The sequence below is a fragment of the Neorhizobium alkalisoli genome (assembly GCF_007829835.1).
Taxonomy (GTDB): Bacteria; Pseudomonadota; Alphaproteobacteria; order Rhizobiales; family Rhizobiaceae; genus Neorhizobium.
Map to the genome: position 1 here is coordinate 172,663 of NZ_VIWP01000007.1, position 18,901 is coordinate 191,563.

Here is an 18,901-nt window from a genome sequence, read left to right on the forward strand (position 1 = left end):
AAGTCAATATTTTTTTGCCACTCTTCGATCACCTCCAGCGTTTGACTGTCGGCCACTCTCTGGTCGCATCGCTTTACCCGTGCGCAAAAAGGTGAACGCCCCGCGCCGTTTCCTCAATAAAATCAATCCCTCAAATTTATTTCATCCCCCACCCCAAAAACCTCCCGCACAATAGCCCTCGTTCCGTCACGGATACACCGGCAGGCGTGCCGGCGAGGCGGGATCGGCGCGGGGTGTGAGGGAGAGACGCAGGATCTCACATCCCGGGTTCGCGGAAAATGGTCTCCCTCCGGCGAGACGGGGAGTTTTGACGGGTTCGGACCGGCCCGTCATTTCTTGATGCCCGACCAGGGCGCCGGGCGTGCCTGTGCGGCACACAGGGTGGTTCGACGGACAAGTTTTGCCGGGCTTTTCAGTCCGCGACACTTTTCGGAAGACCGGCGGAAAAGACCGTCCGGAAGAACCACGGCAGAGGGACCGAAGTCGCGGGCAAAAACCGCCGAACGGGGCGCCGAGAGGTGTCACCTATTTTTACTTTACGAGGCAGCTTTGGGCGCCCCGTCCGTTCCAAGAAATTTTCGAGATCGCCAAGGGACACATGTGTTCTGCGAAAACCTGTGCGTGAAAAAAACGTTCGGTCCATCGGGCCGAAACCAGCCCGACCAGAGAGCAGAGGGAGTGCCAAAAATGTCCGTCAAGACCGAGACCGCCCTGCAGATCCTGATGCAGGCCGGGGATTCCGGGGAACCGAAAGCGGCCGATCCCGGCGGCGCGCTGCTCGCAATGGCGCCAAAAGTGTCGGAGGCGGAGGTGGAGTCGCCTGCCCTGCCGATGGATTATGAGATTGCCTTCCGCACGGCCGAGATGCTCGCCGTGCCCTTCCTGGTCTGCGGGTTGCGAAAATGTCGGCGGCAGACCATGTGCGGTTTCCATTATGGAAAAATCCTCATGCCCCGCTGCCTGCCCAATCTGGCGCCGAGCATGGCGGACGATTATCTCGCGCTTTATGACTGCGCCCGGCAGATTGCCGCCGACAGCGCCGGGCCGGGTTTTCTTGCCGCGGCAGCCGATCCGCTGTCGCAGGAATTGCAGGATGCGGCGGTCGAGATCGTCCGCGATACGATCCGCGATCCCTTGCGCAAAAAACGTTTTGACGCCTTCTGCCGCGGCCGGGAGAACCCGCCGGCCGCCCAAACCGTCCGGGCGGTCGTCGCCGATCCGGAGAGCGCAGGCGCCGGGATTTTGGCGCCCGGTGTTTTGGAGCCCGGAATTTTGGCGGCAGGCAGCACGGAGGCGCAAGGAGCGCTGCCGGAGAATGACCTTTTCGGCCCGGCCATTGCGGACTCTGCCGCCGCGCGTGGGGCAAAAGCCGTCGCTACGGCCGCGGTTCCGGCCTTGATGCCCGAGGCGGATCGGGACCGGGACGGTGATGACGTGGCGGAATGGGAGGCGCGGATTGCAGCGCTCTGCGGCAGTATCCGGCAGGCGTCGGATGAGGGTCCGGCGGTGCGTTTCTTCGACGGTGCCTTTGCGTGTATCCGTTAAACCTGCATCAACCCCTGCATGGCATATCTCTGGCAACAGTGCATGACGGGAGAAAGACGCATGGCAGCGATGAATGGGGCAATGGTCGGGTTCAAGAACACCAACAACCAGATTGTTTATGTCAACCCGGCGCAGGTGCTTTACGTCATCGCTTTCGAGCCAGACGTGACGATCATCGCCTTTGCCATGACCGGCCCCGGCGGCCAGCCCGCCAGCGTGCATGTGCGCGGCAGCGTCGATCTGGTCCAGTCCAAACTCTCGGGCACGATGCCGGCCCGCTAAGGGCGGCACCTCTGGCACAACGGCCATCTACATGGCCGGTTTCAGCTGCGCAAAATTCCGATACGGCCGATCGGGTCGAGCACGTCGCCGGTGACAAGCCGGCTGACGAGGCCGCGTATGACCGGCATTCGGGTGACCGGCGCGATCATCAGGTCGCGCAGCAGCGGCAGAATGCGGCTGTCGGACTGGTAATAGGGCGTCAGCACCAAACTGAGCAGCTGGTAGAGGCGGATATGCATCTGCCGCTGGCTCAGATGCAGCCTGATCGCCTCCTCGCGCGTTTTCGACCGCATCAGGGCCGTCACCAGCGAGGCGGCGTCGAGCAGCGCCATGTTCGCCCCCTGGCCGAGTTGCGGACTCGTGGCGTGCCAGGCATCGCCGATGCGCAGCACATTGCGGCCGGCGACCGGTTTTCGCGTGTGGTGGCGATAACGGGCATGCACCGGCTCGGCGATCTCGGCAAACCGCGCCGCTTCCGGCCAGAGTTTTGCCACCGCCTCGATCCAGGCTTGCCGCCCCTCCGCCCGCCAGCGGTCGATATCGCGGTTGCGAAGACTCCAGAAGAAGGTCGCCATCGGCGCCGCGCCCTCGCCGGCCGTGCCGACCGGCAGAACGCCCGCCATGCGCGTCGCCCGCTCGTAACGCTGTTCCAGCTCGTTCGGGTGGAATGTGTCTTCTGCCGGCGCCTCTACAGGCCAGGGCACGGTCGCCCAGAGCGCGCCGTAACCGAGCTCCTTGGCCGGGTCGTGGCCGATCGGCGAACCGGCACCCATGGCATCGATGACGAGATCAGCAGCCGGCGCTTTTCGCCCGCCCTCGAGGCAGATGACGGGCCGCTCGCCGGGCATCACCTCGACCGCCCGCGACGAGGTCTCGAACCGCACCCCGGCATCGGTTGCGGCCTTGAGCAGGATGTCGAACAGGGCGACGCGCTGGATGGCGATGCCATGCCCGTCCTGGCCCTGGCGGTCCTTGCCGTAACCGATCTCCAGCACGGTGCGGCCCGCTTCACCATTCTGCCCGGCAAGCCGCCCATGCATGCGAAAGATTTTTGCGCCGCGCGCACCGGCCTCATCAAGCAGGCCCATGGCGGAAAGCACGGCCTGACCGGTCGGCTGCAGCACGAAACCGGAACCGACCGGCTGCGGCGCTGTCATCTGGTCATAGACGGTCACCTTGGCGCCCCGGGCCGCCAGCATGGCACCGAGCGAAAGGCCGCCCATGCCGGCCCCGGCAATGGCGATATCGAGGGTTTCGAGCTTCATGCGGGATGGCCGGTACAAGAGGTCATGGGGAAATCAGCCGAGCTGTCTTTCGATCGCTTTTGCCGCCTGCCAGAGCTCTTCCATGCGCTCCAGAGAGGCTGCATGAAGATCTTCGCCATTCGCTTGAAGTTCCGTCTCGATATGATTGAAACGGCGACGGAATTTCGTATTTGTTCCGCGCAGCGCCTGTTCCGGATCGGCCTTCACATGACGGCCGAGATTGACGAGGGCAAAGATCAGGTCGCCGAGTTCGTCGGCCACCTTTTCCGGCTGGCCGGCGGCCAGAACCTCGCGCAATTCGCCGACTTCTTCCTCGATCTTGTCGAGGATGGGGGCGGCTTCCGACCAGTCGAAACCGACCTTTGCCGCGCGTTCCTGCAGTTTCAGCGCCTCGGTCAAAGCCGGCTGGTGGCGGTGGACGGTGCCAAGATGACCGGCCTTGAAATCCTCGGACATGCCGCGGGCGGCGCGGCGTTCGGCACGCTCGCGTTTCTCCTCCTGCTTGATCGCATCCCATTGCAGTTTCACCGCACCTGGCGTGTCGGCATCGGAACGGGAAAACACATGCGGGTGGCGGCGGATCATCTTCCTGGTGATCGCCTGAACGACATCGCCGAAGGAAAACTCTCCCGCTTCCTCGGCCATGCGGGCGTGAAAAACCACCTGCAGCAGAAGGTCGCCCAGTTCCTCGCAAAGATCATCCATGTCCCTGCGTTCGATCGCATCGGCCACTTCATAGGCCTCTTCGATCGTATAGGGTTTGATCGTCTCGAAATTCTGCTCGAGATCCCAGGGGCAGCCGGTAATCGGCGTGCGCAGCGCCGCCATGATCTCGATCAGGCGCGAAATATCCTTGGAAGCTTCCATAAACATTCTCTCCGGAAAGTCCGTACCCGCCAATCAGTTCAGGGGTATGTTGTTGTCGCCCTTGCCGGACTGGTAGTTTTGCGAGAGGCGCTGATAGGTATTTTTGATGCGCGCCGTCTGCGCCTTCAGCTCTTGCCGCAGCGGATCCGGCTCCGTCTCGACGAGGTCGGAAATGAAGTAGGAGGTCCAGAAGGCGTTCTGGCGGCGGTAGCCGCCCGGCTCCAGCCCGAACACTTCCTTCAGGATCTTCAGGTCATGCGGAATGGCGAAGGCATCGCGCGAATCCTCATGGCTGAAGAAGGAGTAGAAATTGTCGAATCCGGCCCAGGTAATGGCCGACATGCACATGGTACATGGTTCGTGAGTAGATAGGAAAATCAGATCCTTGGTGGAATATCCTAAAGCTTTTTCGTAATAGCGTTTGAGGGTATGGACCTCGCCATGCCAGAGCGGATTTTCCGTCTCGTTATTGGTCTCGGCGATGACCAGCGACAGGTCCGATTTCTTCAAGATCGCCGCGCCAAAAACCTTGTTGCCGGCGGCGACGCCGCGTTCGGTGAGCGGCAAGATATCGTCTTCGATGACGGAGAGAAGGCGGGCGGCGATGGTCATGGCGGGGCTTCCGTTCAAAGGGTCGAGCCCAAGTCTATGGCCTCCGTCACGGCGCCGGAAGCAAAAACGCCAAAGCCTCTGGAAAAGCTGGGGAAACCGCCCTTCCGCATGGTTTTGCTCAACCGAAGGCGGATTGCGGAACAGAAATACGCATCCTGCACCCAGTTCGGATATCCATTCCTTCACTTTGCAGCTGCAATCCCCGATATTGCAGCGCAATGAGCGATAGCAATCCCATATCCGGCAATCCTGAACGCCTCTCGGCCTTTCCGGCCTTTTTTCGCGTGCGCGACAAAAGCGTCGCCGTGTTCGGCAATGGCGACGAAGCCTTCGCCAAGGCCCGCCTGCTGCGCAACACCGATGCCGTGATCCGCGCCTTTGCCGACTGTCCCGAAGCCGATTATGCCATCTGGCTCAAGGCCGAGGGCATAGAGGTCGTCCGCGCACCATTTTCTGCCGAACAGCTGGATGGCGCCGTGCTCGCCTTCGCCGCCACCGGCGATGCAGCGCAGGACCAGTTGATCGTCACCGCAGCGCGGGCAAAAAAGATCCCGGCCAATGCGGTCGACCAGCCGGATTTCTGCGATTTCTTCACGCCCGCCCTCGTCAGCCGCGCACCGGTCGCGATCGCCATCGGCACGGAAGGTGCAGGCCCGGTTCTGGCCCAGATGATCCGCGCCCGCATCGACCAGATGCTGTCGCCCTCGCTCGGCCGCCTCGCCTCGCTTGCCGCCGACTATCGCGATGCCGCCGAACGGCTGGTGCCGCGCGGCGTATCGCGGCGCATCTTTTGGCGCCGCTTCTTCTCCGGCGATGTCGCCGATGCGATCAATGCCAATGACACTGCCGCCGCCCGCCGTTCGGCCAATGCCCTGTTGTCAAACTCCGGCAAAGCCGAGGGCAAGATCTGGCTGGTCGGTGCCGGTCCGGGTGCCGAGGATCTGCTGACGCTGCGCGCCCAGCGCGCGCTGATGGAAGCCGATGCGATCGTTTATGACGCGCTCGTGCCCCAGGCGATCGTCGATATGGGCCGCCGCGATGCCGAGCGGCTTTCGGTCGGCAAGCGCAAGAACTGTCATTCCAAAAGCCAGGACGAGATCAACCGCCTGCTGGTCGATCTCGGAAAGCAGGGCAAGCGTGTCGTGCGGCTGAAGAGCGGCGATCCGCTGGTCTATGGTCGTGCCGGCGAAGAGATGGCGGCGCTGCGCGAAGCGGGTATCGCCTATGAGGTCGTGCCCGGCATCACCTCGGCCTTTGCCGCGGCTGCCGATTTCGACCTGCCACTGACGCTGCGCGGTGTCGCCTCGTCGCTGATCTTCACCACTGGCCATGATCTGACCGGAAAGGTCCTGCCGGACTGGGCAAGCCTAGCTGTTTCCGGCGCCACGATCGCCGTCTATATGGGGCGCACGGTTGCTGCCTCCGTCGCAGAACGGATGATGGCGGCCGGGCTTTCTCCCGACACGACGGTTGCCGTGATCGAGAATGCCAGCCGCGCGGACCGAAAGCTGTTTCACGGCGTCCTGAAGGAACTGCCGGACCTGCAAGCCCGCGACGATCTCGACGGGCCTGTCATGGTGATCATCGGCGAAGCTGTCGCCGGCGCAAATTTCGAAAAATCCGAACCGCTCTCCGCCTTCGCGCGAGACGCCGTTCCGACACATGTTGGAGTGCAAGCATGACCGACAAGGTTTTGACCGCAAACCGGCTGACCGACGGCATTGCCGTCTGGCTCGATGCCAATGGCCAGTGGGTAGAGAATTTGCAGGATGCGCTGGTCGCCCGCCATGCGGAGGCCGCCGCCTCGCTGGAAGCGATCGGCAAGCGCGATTTTGCGGAAAACAAGGTCGTCGACGTCGCCGTCGTCGATGTGCAGGAAACGGACGGAAAGCTCTGGCCGCTGCGTCTTCGCGAGCGGATCCGCGCCCAGGGGCCGACCATGGATTATGCTGCCGGATATGGCCATGCCGATCCGGTGTTCATCGCAGTCTGATACCGATTTTCGGGGAATAACATGTATCGTTACGACGAGTTCGACCACGCTTTCGTTTCCAGCCGCGTAGAACAGTTCCGCGACCAGGTCGAACGCCGCCTTTCCGGCGAACTGGCGGAAGACGCCTTCAAGCCGCTGCGCCTGATGAACGGCGTCTATCTGCAGCTGCATGCCTATATGCTGCGCGTCGCCATTCCCTATGGCACGCTGAACTCCGCGCAGATGCGGATGCTTGCCCATATCGCCCGCAAATATGACCGCGGTTACGGCCATTTCACCACCCGCCAGAACATCCAGTACAACTGGCCGAAACTTTCCGATACGCCGGACATTCTGGCCGATCTCGCGACCGTCGAGATGCACGCGCTTCAGACCTCGGGCAACTGCATTCGCAACGTCACCGCCGACCATTTTGCGGGTGCGGCGGCAGACGAGGTGGCGGATCCCCGCCCCTATGCGGAAATCCTTCGCCAGTGGTCTTCCGTCCATCCGGAATTCTCCTACCTGCCGCGCAAATTCAAGATCGCCGTCACCGGCGCCGAGCGCGACCGTGCGGCCATCCAGGTGCATGACATCGGCCTGCATCTGAAGAAGAACGAAGAAGGCCAGATCGGCTTTGCCGTCTATGTCGGCGGTGGCCAGGGCCGTACGCCGCTGATCGCCAAGAAGATCCGGGACTTTCTGCCGGAAGAGGATCTCCTCTCGTACACGACTGCGATCATGCGCGTGTACAATCTGAACGGCCGCCGCGACAACAAGTATAAGGCGCGTATCAAGATCCTCGTGCACGAGACCGGCGTCGAGGAATTGACGCGTCAGGTGGAAGAAGAGTTTTCGCACCTTCAGGGTTCGGAGCTGAAGCTGCCGGAAGCCGATGTTGCCGCCATCACCGCCTATTTCGCACCGCCAGCCCTGCCCGACCGGGCCGAAGGCTGGGCGCAGCTGGCCGGTTGGAAAAAGGCCGATGAAGGCTTTGCCCGCTGGGTGGACCAGAACGTGCAGCCGAACAAACATCCCGATTACGGCATGGTCACCATCTCGCTGAAACCAATCGGCGGCATTCCGGGCGATGCTTCGGATGTGCAGATGGATGTGATCGCCGACCTGGCCCAGGAATTCGGTCATGACGAGATCCGCATCAGCCACGAGCAGAACGTCATTTTTCCGCATGTGGCGCTGGCCGACCTGGAGCCGCTTTACCGCGCCCTGAACGCCCACGGCCTGCATACGGCCAATGCCGGCCTGATCACCGACATCATTGCCTGTCCCGGCCTGGACTACTGCGCCCTGGCGAACGCCCGTTCGATCCCGGTAGCCCAGGAAATTTCCACCCGTTTCGGTGCACCGGAGCGGCAGGCAGACATCGGCGAGCTGAAGATCAAGATTTCGGGCTGCATCAATGCCTGCGGCCATCACCATGTCGGCCATATCGGCCTTTTGGGCGTCGAGAAGAAGGGGGCCGAACTCTACCAGATCACGCTCGGTGGTTCCGGCGACGAAAACACCTCGATCGGCGAAATCATCGGCCGCGGTTTCGAGCCGAACAAGGTGACGGATGCGATCGAGACGATCGTCGACACCTATCTCGGCCTGCGTTCATCGAAGGCGGAAACTTTTCTCGAGGCCTATCGCCGTGTCGGACCGCAGCCGTTCAAGGATGCGCTCTATGGTGATGCCAAGGCGGAGGCTGCGTGATGACGAAAATCTGGAGGGAAACCGGCTTCGTCGAGAACGATGCCTGGGTGATCGAGACCGAAGAGGTGAAGGCGACGGACGAGCAAAAGGTGCTTCTGCCGCTCGACCAGTTCATCGAGAAGGCGGAAGCCAGCAATGATGTCGGCCTCGGCGTGCTGGTCGCGCCGGCGGACGATGTGCGCAAGCTGGAGCCCTATCTCTACCGTATCGAACTGGTGGCCGTGCAATTCCCGGCCTTCAGCGATGGCCGCGGTTTCAGCCATGCCTCGCTGCTGCGTGACCGGCTCGGTTACAAGAACGAGCTGCGCGCCGTCGGCGACGTGCTGATCGACCATGTGCCGCTGATGCTGCGCTGCGGGTTCGACAGTTTTGCGGTGACCAATGCGACAGCGCTGAAACGCCTTGCCGAAGGCCGGCTGCCGGGTATCAACCAGCACTACCAGCCGACCGCCGTGCGGGAAGAAAAGGCTGGCGGTTACAGCTGGCGGCGGGTGGGCTGATTTTTCGGCCCACATCCGGCTCTGCTCAAACCATCGCAGTCGCACGTTTTTCGGAGATGAAATCGGCGATTGCGAATGTGTCGACGAATTGCAGATATTCGACGACAGCGCCGTCGCGAAAGGTCAGTTTGTCGATGAGTTCGGTATCAAGCGCCGAACCGTCCGGACGATATATGACACTGCCTTTCCGGTGCACATAGGCAGTCTCGCCGCAGCGGTCGATACTGACGATTTCGAGCTGGCTCATGTCCCATGCTTCGAAGAGCTCCCGGGCTATGCCGTGGATCTCGCCAAGACCAGACCAGGTCTGTGTGAGGGCACCCAGCTTCGGAGTGCCGACCATGCGAAAGACGCAGTCCTGAGCCGCGAAGCTCAAATGCGCATCCAGATCCAGATTGGCCCGCGTATCATAAAATGCGATCAAGACGTCATTCCCGATCATGGCACCCTCCCCGGTGATGGACAGAGTGTGATCCTGACATTAGAGAATTGCAATAAATATTACTCTCGCAATGATTGCGGCTTCAGTTGAGGCTCTCCATAAAGGCGACCATTGCACCGCGATGTTGCTATGCGATCGTCATAACCTGACATCAGGGCACATATTTCCGCGAAGAGCTGCCCACACGAATGAGCATGCCTTTAAAACGGCAGTGCAATGATATATTTCGCTCGTGCGAAGATTGACGACGAAGGACGACGAGCAGGCATGAACGCTCCCACCACATCGCAGGAATTTGCCACAAAGATCCCGGACGGCGTTTATGCCCAGACGGTTCTTTCGGTGGAGCATTATACGGATCGCCTGTTCCGCTTCCGCATGACGCGCCCGGACGGTTTTCGATTCCGCACCGGCGAGTTTGCGATGATCGGCCTGATGGTCGGCGAAAAGCCGGTCTACCGTGCCTATTCGATCGCAAGCCCGGCCTGGGACGAGGAACTGGAATTCTTCTCGATCAAGGTTCCGGACGGCCCGCTCACCTCGCATCTGCAGGCGATCAAGCCGGGCGATACGGTTCTGATGCGCAAGAAGCCGACAGGCACGCTGGTGCTCGATGCGCTGACGCCGGGCAAACGTCTCTACATGTTCTCGACCGGCACTGGCATTGCGCCCTTCGCCAGCCTGATCCGCGATCCCGAGACCTATGAAAAGTTCGACGAGGTCATCCTCACCCATACCTGCCGCGATGTCGCCGAGTTGAAATACGGTTTCGACCTCGTTCACGAGATCAACCACCACGAATTTTTGCACGAGATCGTCGGGGCCAAACTCAAGCACTACCCGACCGTGACGCGTGAAGATTTCGAGTTCAAAGGCCGCATCACCGACCTGATCGAGAGCGGCAAGCTGTTTACCGATCTCGGCGTGCCGAAGCTCGACCCCGCTGTCGACCGCGGCATGATCTGCGGCTCCTCGGCGATGCTGAAGGATACGAAAGAGCTGCTGGAGAAGGCAGGTCTGACGGAAGGCGCGAACAACAAGCCGGGTGAGTTTGTGATCGAACGGGCTTTCGTGGGGTGAGACGCGACGGCCAAAGGCCGGCAAAACGCTCCGGTGGAGCGTTTTGAGCGTCGAACGCCCTGAGCCAAAGCGAAGGGCCGGGTTAGGCCCAATGATCGATTGGACCGACTGACACTGCCGATCGGTTACGAGCTGCCGCGAATTTCTATGTGGCGCCCACCACCTCCTGTGGCGGCGCAATCTCCTTACGATACATCCAGAACACCGCAAACGCCACCAGCGCCACGCCGCCGCCCACCATGTGCGACAGGGCGTAACCACCCTCGCCCACCAGCCAGCCGGCAACGACGTTGCTCAGCGAGGCGCCAATGCCCTGCACGGTCATGACACCGGCAAAACCGGCATTGAAGCGGCCGGTGCCTTTCAGGATGCGCTCGACCGCCACCGGCGTGACGATGCCAAGCAGGCCGGCGCCGACGCCGTCGAGGATCTGTACGGGCAAGACCATCCAGAACCCGTCGAACGTGCCGGCGATCAGGCCGCGGATGGGGAGTGCTGCAAGGCCGATCGCGAGTGTTGCGCCCAGCCCGAACCGGCGGATCAGGAAGGGTGCCGCGACGGCGACCGCGACCATGGAGAGCTGCGATATGCCGGTGATGATCGCGGTGGTGCGGAAGGGCGTGCCGAGCTCGATCGAGAATTGCTGGGCGATCAGCCGGCTCATCGGCGCATTGCCGAAATGGAAGATCAGCAGGATGATCGCAAGCAGGATCAGGCCGCGACTTTTCAGGAGCACGTCGAAGCCCGACGGTCCCGGCTCGCCCTTGTCTTCCGCAAGACCGCGAGCGACCTTGTGGTCGATGCGATCGGGATCGATCATGGCGATCGCTGCCAGTGCGCCAAAGGCGGTGACCACCATCAGCCAGACCATGCCCGCCTGACCGAACAGCGACACCGCCACGAAGACGGCAAACAGCGAGGCGAAATTGCCGCCATGGTTCCAGAACTCGTTGCGGGCGATCTGCTGCGAAAACAGTTTTTCGCCGACAAGGCCAAGCGTCAGGCCCGCCAATGCCGGACCGATCACCGCGCCGACGACGGCGGTGCCGATCTGGCCGAACCAGACGATGGCGGGTGTCGGATAGATCAGCGTGACCAGCGCCGCGGCTGTGACGAGAATGACCGGACCGGCGATCAATGCCCGCTTCCAGCGTGTCCCGTCCACCAGCGCCCCACAGAGCGGCGTCGCGGCAAGGCCGATTAGTCCGCCGACTGTGGCAATCAGCCCGAGCGCCATGGATGACCAGCCGCGCGTGGCCAAAAAGGCGTCGAGGAATGGCCCGAGACCGTCGCGGGCATCGGCGAGGAAGAAGTTGAGGACGGCAAGGGCTGCGAGAGAACGGTCGGACACGATGCGTGGCGGGCGTTTTTCAGCACGCACGACCTGAGGCGAAGAGGCAGAGGAAAGAGCCATGTGGCGAGATCCGGCGCGAAATTGCGCTGCCTTAATGCGCAGGCTGGATTTTGGTTGCCTTGGCGTTCGAACGCTCTTGAAAATTCAAGGCGGCTCTACTGTCTAAGCCTGCTACATCACACCGACGCCACCACTTCAGGACCATATCGAAATATTGTCAGCTGTCGCGAGGACACGCCCCTCTATCGGCTGCTGGGTGTAGCTGAAGGATGTGAAGGTGATCTCGAACTCCTGAGCCACTGAACCGCGGAGGCTTTCCGGCACCAGAAGGAAGGCATGCGTCATTCGATTGTCGGCAAGGTAAAACTCGTCATACCAGACTTCGGCCGAACGAGTGTCCAACGCGGCGGCCAGGATATCGCGTCCCTGGACTGCGGCATCGGCGTAGCTGATCTCCGTACGCCAATAACCGACCTGCAAGTCTCCGGATAAAAGCAAGAGCTTCAAATGCCTCGTCGCGCTGTCAAAGACAACGCGATCCAGCCTGGCGTCATGAAGGTTTACAGACGTTGCAAACGAATAGACCGGATCATCCGGATCTAGGGAATTCAGGAAGTTCTGCTGGTTCGCGACAGCATCACTTTCATCGTCGCCTGTCGCCCATTCGGAAGTAAAAAAGCGCATCAATCGCCATCCCTGAACAGCTGAAGAGACAGTGCCGGCCTCAGACGCCAAGCACCCTCACCGCTCCCAGTCTTCCTTCTCCGGCTTCGGACCATTGCCGAGCTTGCGTTCGAGCTCTGCCGCCTGCGCCTCCGACAGCCTGACGTCCAGCGTCACCGAACCGTCCTCGTTGTCCTTGCGCTCGTCGACGGTCGCATTGCCGTAGACCCAGGAGAGGATCGAGAGCTTTTCGGCAGGGATGGTGATCTCTGCCTCGGTCAGGACGCCGGAGAGGCGTTTCGACACTTCAGCGAGAAGCGCATCGACGCCCTCGCCGGTGATGGCCGAGACGGCCATGATGTTGGTGCGGTCGCGGGCGCGCTCGAACAGCGCGTCATGGGCTTCCGGCTCCAGCCGGTCGATCTTGTTCCAGACCTCGATCAGGCGCTCGGCGCTTTCCTTCTCGCCGATGCCAAGATCGGTCAGGATGCGGATAACGTCGTTTGCCTGGGCGGCATTGTCCGGGTCCGACATGTCGCGCACGTGCAGGATCAGGTCCGCTTCCAGAACCTCTTCCAGCGTCGCGCGGAAGGCGGCGACGAGGTGGGTCGGCAGGTCGGAGATGAAACCGACCGTATCGGACATGATGACGGTGCGGCCATGCGGCAGTTTCATGCGGCGCAGCGTCGGGTCGAGCGTTGCGAACAGCATATCCTCGGCCAGCACGCCGGCGCCGGTGATGCGGTTGAACAGGGTCGACTTGCCAGCATTGGTGTAACCGACCAAGGCCACGATCGGATGTGGGACCTTGCGGCGCTTGGCGCGGTGCAGCTGGCGGGTGCGCACGACCTGTTCGAGCTCGCGCTCGAGCTTGACGATGCGTTCCTGCAGCAGGCGGCGGTCGGCTTCGATCTGGGTTTCACCCGGACCACCCATGAAGCCCGCACCACCGCGCTGGCGTTCAAGGTGGGTCCAGGAGCGGACCAGACGGCCCTTCTGGTAGTTGAGATGCGCGAGATCAACCTGCAGCGTGCCTTCCTTGGTGGAGGCGCGGCGACCGAAGATTTCCAGAATCAGGCCCGTGCGGTCGATGACCTTGGCGTTCCATTCCTTCTCGAGATTGCGCTGCTGCACCGGCGTCAGCGGATGGTCGACGATGACGAGGCCGGCATTTCTCTCGTCGAGAAGCGCCTTGATCTCATCGATCTTGCCGGATCCCATCAGCGTTGCCGGGCGCGGCGTGTTGACCGGCACGATCAGCCCTTCGGCGACCTCGAGGTCAATCGCGCGGGCAAGGCCCATCGCCTCTTCCAGGCGTGCTTCATTGGATCTTTGCGGCGCGGGGGCCTGGTTGGGCTCAGCGCCCTGCCCGGCGCGTGTGCGCACCTGCTTGAGCACAGGCACGACCACGACGGCGCGCATGTCATCACGATGCTTTTCCGTTTCCGGAACAAGCGATTCGTTCGAGGTATCTCGATTAGAAATCGGTCGATGTCCTGTTAGGCAGCGTTTTCTTCGGTCTCGAACATCTGCAGCGGCTGGCCCGGCATGATGGTCGAGATCGCGTGCTTATACACGAGCTGCGAGTGTCCGTCACGACGAAGGAGAACGCAGAAATTGTCGAAAGACGTGACAACACCTGTGAGCTTGACCCCGTTAATCAGGAATATTGTCAGGGAAATCTTCTGTTTGCGGACAGTATTGAGAAATAAGTCCTGCAGGTTCTGAGAACGTTCCGCCATGGCGCCGCTTCTTTCTTTCTTGCCGGTAATACCGGGATCCTGATCATAATAAAAATAGAGATGATCGGGAAACGCCCTCGTGTTTCCCTTCCCCCAAATGTCTGGTTATCAAATCGCCGTCTTTTCCGCAATGTCGAAAAAAGCATCACGGATCGAGGCGGAGATGGTCCCCGGATGGCCGTTGGCGACGGTCTTTCCGTCGATCTCGACGATCGGTACACAGATACCTGTCGCCGAGGAGAAGAAGACTTCGCGGGCGTTCAGCATGTCCTCGGTCTTGAACTCACGCTCGACGACCTTGAGGCCGAGTTTCGCCGCAACATCGATCACCGTCGTGCGGGTAATGCCGCGCAGGATGCCGTGTTCGGCCGGGCGGGTAACGAGCTCGCCCTGCGGCGTGACGATCCAGACATTCGAGGATGCGCCTTCCATGACGATGCCGTTGCGATCGACATAAATCGCATCCGCCGCACCGGCATCCCGCGCCTGCTGCTTGGCAAGCACATTGGGCAGAAGGCCGACGGTCTTGATATCGACGCGGTCCCAGCGGTTTTCGGGAAGTGTTATCACCTTGATCCCGTTCGCATACTTTTTCGCAACGACGGAAGGATCGGTATTCTTGGCGGTGATCGTGATGGTCGGCGGCGTTCCTTCGGCCGGGAAGAAATGGTCGCGGCGGGCCGCGCCACGGGTCACCTGCATGTAGAAAATGCCGTTCTTCACATGATTGCGGCGCAGCACTTCGCGGATGACATGGGTGAGAGCGGCGCGGCTCATCGGCTGCGCCATACGCAATTCGCTGAGCGAACGGTCGAGCCGGTTCAGGTGGCGCGTCAGATCGACGATCATGCCAGCGCGGACCTCGCAGACCTCGTAGACGCCATCGGCAAACTGAAAACCGCGATCCTCGATGTGAACGGCGGCATCGGCGTGCTGGACATACTGGCCGTTCACATAGGCAATTCTCGACATGGGCAGTCCCTCAGCACATCAGTCGTGCAAAATCAAAACTGTGGAAAAGTCTCCCGGCTCAGACGCCGAGAGATTTCAGCTTGCGGTGCAGGGCCGAGCGCTCCATGCCGACGAATTCCGCGGTGCGGGAAATATTGCCGCCGAAACGGTTGATCTGGGCGACGAGATAATCGCGTTCGAACATTTCACGAGCCTCACGCAGCGGCAGCGTCATGATGTGGACGTCACCCTTGGACGAGACTTTCGGCAGCATGTCGCCAAGATCGGTCGGCAGCATGTCGGCAGAGATCGGCGCGTCAGGACCATCGGTGCGGGCAAGAATCATCAGGCGCTCGATATTGTTGCGCAACTGGCGGATATTGCCCGGCCAGTCATGGGCCTGCAGCACCGCCATCGCGTCATCGCCGATCTTGCGGGTGCGGATACCGGCCTGTTCGGAGACCTGGCGCATGAACATGTCGACCAGGAACGGAATGTCCTCGCGGCGTTCGGCGAGCGCCGGCACCTTGACCGGCACAACGGCGAGACGGTGAAAGAGGTCTTCGCGGAACGTGCCTTCGGCAATCGAGCTTTCGAGATTGTAGGCGGTCGAGGAAATGATGCGGACATCGACCTTGACGCGCTTGGAACCGCCGACACGCTCGAACTGCTGATCCACGAGAACGCGGAGAATCTTGTTCTGCGTCTCGCGCGGCATTTCGCCGACTTCGTCGAGATAAAGAATGCCGCGATGGGCTTCTTCAAGCGCGCCGATCTTGCGCGGCTGGCCGGGGCCGCCTTCGGTGCCGAACAGCGCGATTTCCATGCGCTCCGGCGTGATCGTCGCGGCGTTGAGCGCCACGAACGGACCCGTCGCCCGCGAGGACTTCTTGTGGATCATGCGGGCGACGAGTTCCTTGCCGGAACCCGACGGGCCGAGGATCATGATGCGGCTATTGGTCGGCGAGACCTTTTCGATCGTCTGACGCAGCTGCGAGACGGCAACCGATGTGCCGACCAGTTCGGCAGCGTCACCGGTGCGTTTCTTGAGCTCGGTCACTTCGCGCTTGAGCTTGGAATTTTCGAGCGCCCGTTCGGCGATCAGGATCAGGCGGTCGGCCTTGAACGGCTTTTCGATGAAGTCGAAAGCGCCACGCTTGATGGCGGAAACGGCGGTTTCGATATTGCCGTGACCGGAGATCATCACCACAGGCAGGTCGGGATGGCGTGCCCTGATCTCTTCGAGAAGGGCCAGACCGTCAAGGCGCGAGCCCTGCATCCAGATGTCGAGGAAAACGAGCCGGGGAACACGATCCGAGATCGCCGCAAGCGCGCTGTCGGCGTCATGCGCGGTGCGGGTTTCATGTCCCTCGTCGGAGAGAATGCCGGAGACGATTTCGCGAATATCCGCCTCGTCATCGACGACCAGAATATCAGACGCCATAAGCCAATTCCTTGTCATTACCATTTATGGGCGATGCCGCCTGCTCGACATGCGGCAGCAGCACCCGGATCATGGCGCCCTTGCCATGATCAAAATCGGCGGGAGCGTCGTGGAGTTCGAGCTGTCCGCCATGTTCCTCAATGATCTTCTTGACGATCGCGAGACCAAGGCCAGTGCCCTTTTCCCGCATCGTCATATAGGGTTCCAGAATGCGATGCCGGTTTTCGGTCGGCAGGCCGTTGCCGTTGTCGATGATGTCGACAACAAACGTGTCGCGGGCGCGATCCCGGTTGGCGCGGACCCAGACCTTGCGGCCATCGCGCTCCTGATCGCTCGGCACCGCCTCGATCGCCTCGACGGCGTTCTTGACGAGATTGCCGAAGGCCTGGCCGAGCATGCGGCTGTCAAATGAGCCCTTGAGCGGCTCGTCGCCGAGCTCGCGGATGAAATCCACATGGGTCTCGCCCATTTCGCGCAGGAAAATGGCGTCGCGCAGGATGTCGCGAAGATCGGCATTTTCCTTGGCCGGCTTCGGCATGCGGGCGAAAGAGGAGAATTCATCGACCATGCGGCCGATATCGCCGACCTGACGCACGATCGTATCGGTGCACTGGTCGAAGACGGCGCGGTCGCTCTCGTCAATCTGCTTGCCGTAACGGCGCTTCAGGCGCTCGGCGGAGAGTTGGATCGGGGTCAGCGGGTTCTTGATCTCGTGGGCGATGCGGCGCGCCACATCGGCCCAGGCGGTCGAGCGCTGGGCGATGACAAGGTCGGTAATGTCGTCGAGGGTGACGACATAGCTGTCATGGGCAGTCCGCTGTTCTTCGCGGGTCACCTGGACCGACAGGGTTCGCTCTTTGCCGCCCCGCATCAGGTTCACCTGCTTGCGGAAATCGCCTCGTGATCGCGAGGTCGCTTCGGTGAAGACGTGGTCGATCTCGGGCGCGACCTCTTCGAGCTTCTTGCCCATCAGCTGTTCCGCGCTGACGCCGAGGAAGGCTTCGGCGGTCGGATTGACGATGCTGATACGACGGTCTTCCTCGACGCCGATGACGGCGGCCGTCACACCGGACAGCACCGCTTCGATGAAGCGACGGCGGTCGTCCACTTCGTCCTTCGCCTCAAGAATCTCGTCGCGCTGGGTGCGGATTTCCGAAATCATCTTGTTGAACGTGCGCCCGAGGCTGCCGACATCGCCATCCGCGACACGGACGGGAACGACGACATTGAGATTGCCGGTGGCAACGCTGTCGGCAGCGCTGATCAGCAGGCGGATCGGCCGGACGATACGATCGGCGACGGCGATGGCGGCCCAGATCGCGGCAAGCAGCACGATTAGCGCGAAGCCGAGATAAAGCACGGCGAAGGCAAGCTGCAGCGACATGCGGCCGGCTTCCATCGCCTTGTATTCGGCGGTGTTCTCTTCCATCAGCCGCATGGCGTTCATGACGCGCGGATCGACGGCGCGGATCGTGTAGAGGAAGGTGCCGGGAATGGTGTCGATCTTGATGACGGCGCCGACAAGGTTGGTGACGCCGGGCGGAATCAGGGTCGGCTGACCGGAGGCCGCGGTCTTCAGAGCATCCTGCGGGATTGCCGGCAGCGGCTTTTCGGTCTTGATATCGGCCTGGGCGATCGCCTGGCCATCTTCCTGCACGAGGAAGGCGCCGAGCAACCCGCGGCCGCGGGCCTGGCGGGTCAGGAGATCGACGAAACCGGTGCGGTCGAGATAGAACATCGCCCGGTTGCGCTCCAGGTCGTTCGACATGGAGACGGTCTGGCCCTGCAGGTAGCTGGCATTTTCCATCATATAGGCGCGCGCCACGTCCTGCGAGGACTGGACGATCGACTGGGTGCGCAGCGAGAACCAGCGGTCGAGACCGACGCTGAGCGTCAGGCTGGCGAAGATGGCGACGAGGACGGCCGGCGTGATCGCGACGATCGAGAACAGCACGACGATGCGCACATGCAGACGGGCTGCGGCGCGGCCACGGTTGCGCGCGCGCAGAAGCCGGCCGATCTCGCGGCCGATCAGGTAGACAAGGCCGATGATGAACAGCGAGTTGACCACGGCCGAAGCGATGACAACGTTGGTGGTCGGGGCAATGGGCGTGACGCCGAGCAGAATGAAGAGCGTCAGCGTGGCACAGACGAGAGCGCCGCCAGCCAGAAGAAGGCCAGGCAGAGCGAAAGACGCACGACGATCCTGAACCGACACGACCGGTTCGTTGTCGGGCACCGGCGTTATTACGCCATCCGTCATCTATACGCTCCAATATCAGACGATAGACCTTTCAACCGCCCAGGTTGCTACCCGATCGAAGGAAAAATCGTCCTTTTTAAAAAAGAGGCCCCGCAGCCGACGATCGTCGGATCCGCCGGCCCCGTGGCGGAAAGCCAGGGACCTTAAGTGTCGTTTAAGCAACGCATTGTGGCGAAAATGCAACGAGGCTGAGGCTGTGTCAA

At 61.6% G+C, this 18,901-nt stretch carries 18 protein-coding genes; 7 read left to right on the forward strand and 11 right to left on the reverse strand.

All coding sequences use genetic code 11. The features are described from left to right. Window positions 1-687 precede the first annotated feature (687 nt). Window positions 688-1,545 carry a hypothetical protein gene (locus FHW37_RS24345; protein WP_145641064.1) on the forward strand — a complete coding sequence of 286 codons (858 nt, stop codon included), beginning with the start codon at window positions 688-690 and terminating at the stop codon, window positions 1,543-1,545. Between the two features lie 60 nt (window positions 1,546-1,605). Beyond that, entirely contained in the window at window positions 1,606-1,827 is a 222-nt protein-coding gene (locus tag FHW37_RS24350; protein WP_246690891.1) for a hypothetical protein, read from the forward strand. 41 nt (window positions 1,828-1,868) lie between these two features. Here the strand turns inward: FHW37_RS24350 and FHW37_RS24355 are convergent, their stop codons facing one another. Genes FHW37_RS24355 through FHW37_RS24365 form a run of 3 tightly spaced genes read right to left on the reverse strand, consistent with a single transcriptional unit; the run spans window position 1,869 to window position 4,571 of the window. Beyond that, window positions 1,869-3,092, reverse strand: a complete 1,224-nt coding sequence (locus tag FHW37_RS24355) for an FAD-dependent oxidoreductase (RefSeq protein ID WP_145641065.1) — start codon at window positions 3,090-3,092, stop codon at window positions 1,869-1,871. A gap of 33 nt (window positions 3,093-3,125) precedes the next feature. Beyond that, window positions 3,126-3,959 (reverse strand): nucleoside triphosphate pyrophosphohydrolase, encoded by an 834-nt coding sequence (gene mazG / locus FHW37_RS24360; RefSeq protein ID WP_145641067.1) that lies wholly within the window; start codon window positions 3,957-3,959, stop codon window positions 3,126-3,128. A 33-nt stretch (window positions 3,960-3,992) separates the two neighbouring features. Then, on the reverse strand, window positions 3,993-4,571 hold the full coding sequence (locus FHW37_RS24365; protein ID WP_145641070.1) for a deaminase: 579 nt from the start codon (window positions 4,569-4,571) through the stop codon (window positions 3,993-3,995). Window positions 4,572-4,789: 218 nt separating this feature from the next. Between FHW37_RS24365 and cysG the strand changes: the two genes are divergently transcribed. From cysG to FHW37_RS24385, 4 genes are read left to right on the forward strand one after another with little or no spacing between them, the layout of a single operon-like run. Further along, on the forward strand, window positions 4,790-6,253 hold the full coding sequence (gene cysG, locus FHW37_RS24370; RefSeq protein ID WP_145641071.1) for a siroheme synthase CysG: 1,464 nt from the start codon (window positions 4,790-4,792) through the stop codon (window positions 6,251-6,253). Further along, window positions 6,250-6,564 carry a DUF2849 domain-containing protein gene (locus FHW37_RS24375; RefSeq protein WP_145641073.1) on the forward strand — a complete coding sequence of 105 codons (315 nt, stop codon included), beginning with the start codon at window positions 6,250-6,252 and terminating at the stop codon, window positions 6,562-6,564. Before cysG ends, FHW37_RS24375 begins: the two co-directional genes overlap by 4 nt. 21 nt (window positions 6,565-6,585) lie before the next feature. Beyond that, entirely contained in the window at window positions 6,586-8,259 is a 1,674-nt protein-coding gene (locus FHW37_RS24380) for a nitrite/sulfite reductase (protein ID WP_145641075.1), read from the forward strand. Further along, window positions 8,259-8,759: a DUF934 domain-containing protein gene (locus tag FHW37_RS24385; protein ID WP_145641077.1), complete on the forward strand. Its 501-nt coding sequence runs from the start codon at window positions 8,259-8,261 to the stop codon at window positions 8,757-8,759. The genes FHW37_RS24380 and FHW37_RS24385 overlap by 1 nt, the downstream gene beginning before the upstream one ends. Before the next feature lie 25 nt (window positions 8,760-8,784). On the opposite strand, the gene FHW37_RS24390 is transcribed toward FHW37_RS24385, so the two are convergent. Continuing rightward, window positions 8,785-9,201, reverse strand: coding sequence for a nuclear transport factor 2 family protein (locus tag FHW37_RS24390; protein ID WP_145641078.1), 417 nt, complete (start codon window positions 9,199-9,201; stop codon window positions 8,785-8,787). Window positions 9,202-9,468: 267 nt separating this feature from the next. Between FHW37_RS24390 and FHW37_RS24395 the strand changes: the two genes are divergently transcribed. Next, window positions 9,469-10,281 carry a ferredoxin--NADP reductase gene (locus FHW37_RS24395; RefSeq protein WP_145641080.1) on the forward strand — a complete coding sequence of 271 codons (813 nt, stop codon included), beginning with the start codon at window positions 9,469-9,471 and terminating at the stop codon, window positions 10,279-10,281. Between the two features lie 145 nt (window positions 10,282-10,426). Here the strand turns inward: FHW37_RS24395 and FHW37_RS24400 are convergent, their stop codons facing one another. From FHW37_RS24400 to FHW37_RS24430, 7 genes are all read right to left on the reverse strand, one after another. After that, window positions 10,427-11,695 (reverse strand): MFS transporter, encoded by a 1,269-nt coding sequence (locus FHW37_RS24400; protein ID WP_145641082.1) that lies wholly within the window; start codon window positions 11,693-11,695, stop codon window positions 10,427-10,429. 135 nt (window positions 11,696-11,830) lie between these two features. Beyond that, window positions 11,831-12,319 carry a hypothetical protein gene (locus FHW37_RS24405; protein WP_145641084.1) on the reverse strand — a complete coding sequence of 163 codons (489 nt, stop codon included), beginning with the start codon at window positions 12,317-12,319 and terminating at the stop codon, window positions 11,831-11,833. 57 nt (window positions 12,320-12,376) lie between these two features. After that, entirely contained in the window at window positions 12,377-13,720 is a 1,344-nt protein-coding gene (gene hflX, locus FHW37_RS24410) for a GTPase HflX (protein ID WP_145641086.1), read from the reverse strand. A 77-nt stretch (window positions 13,721-13,797) separates the two neighbouring features. Continuing rightward, the gene (gene hfq / locus FHW37_RS24415) at window positions 13,798-14,040 is read right to left on the reverse strand and encodes an RNA chaperone Hfq (protein ID WP_046792193.1); all 243 of its coding nucleotides are present in this window, start codon (window positions 14,038-14,040) and stop codon (window positions 13,798-13,800) included. Between the two features lie 108 nt (window positions 14,041-14,148). Continuing rightward, window positions 14,149-15,012 carry a D-amino-acid transaminase gene (locus tag FHW37_RS24420; protein ID WP_145641088.1) on the reverse strand — a complete coding sequence of 288 codons (864 nt, stop codon included), beginning with the start codon at window positions 15,010-15,012 and terminating at the stop codon, window positions 14,149-14,151. Between the two features lie 58 nt (window positions 15,013-15,070). Further along, window positions 15,071-16,435, reverse strand: coding sequence for a sigma-54-dependent transcriptional regulator (locus tag FHW37_RS24425; protein WP_145641090.1), 1,365 nt, complete (start codon window positions 16,433-16,435; stop codon window positions 15,071-15,073). Beyond that, window positions 16,425-18,698 carry a sensor histidine kinase NtrY-like gene (locus FHW37_RS24430; RefSeq protein ID WP_145641091.1) on the reverse strand — a complete coding sequence of 758 codons (2,274 nt, stop codon included), beginning with the start codon at window positions 18,696-18,698 and terminating at the stop codon, window positions 16,425-16,427. The genes FHW37_RS24425 and FHW37_RS24430 overlap by 11 nt, the downstream gene beginning before the upstream one ends. Window positions 18,699-18,901: the final 203 nt, after the last annotated feature.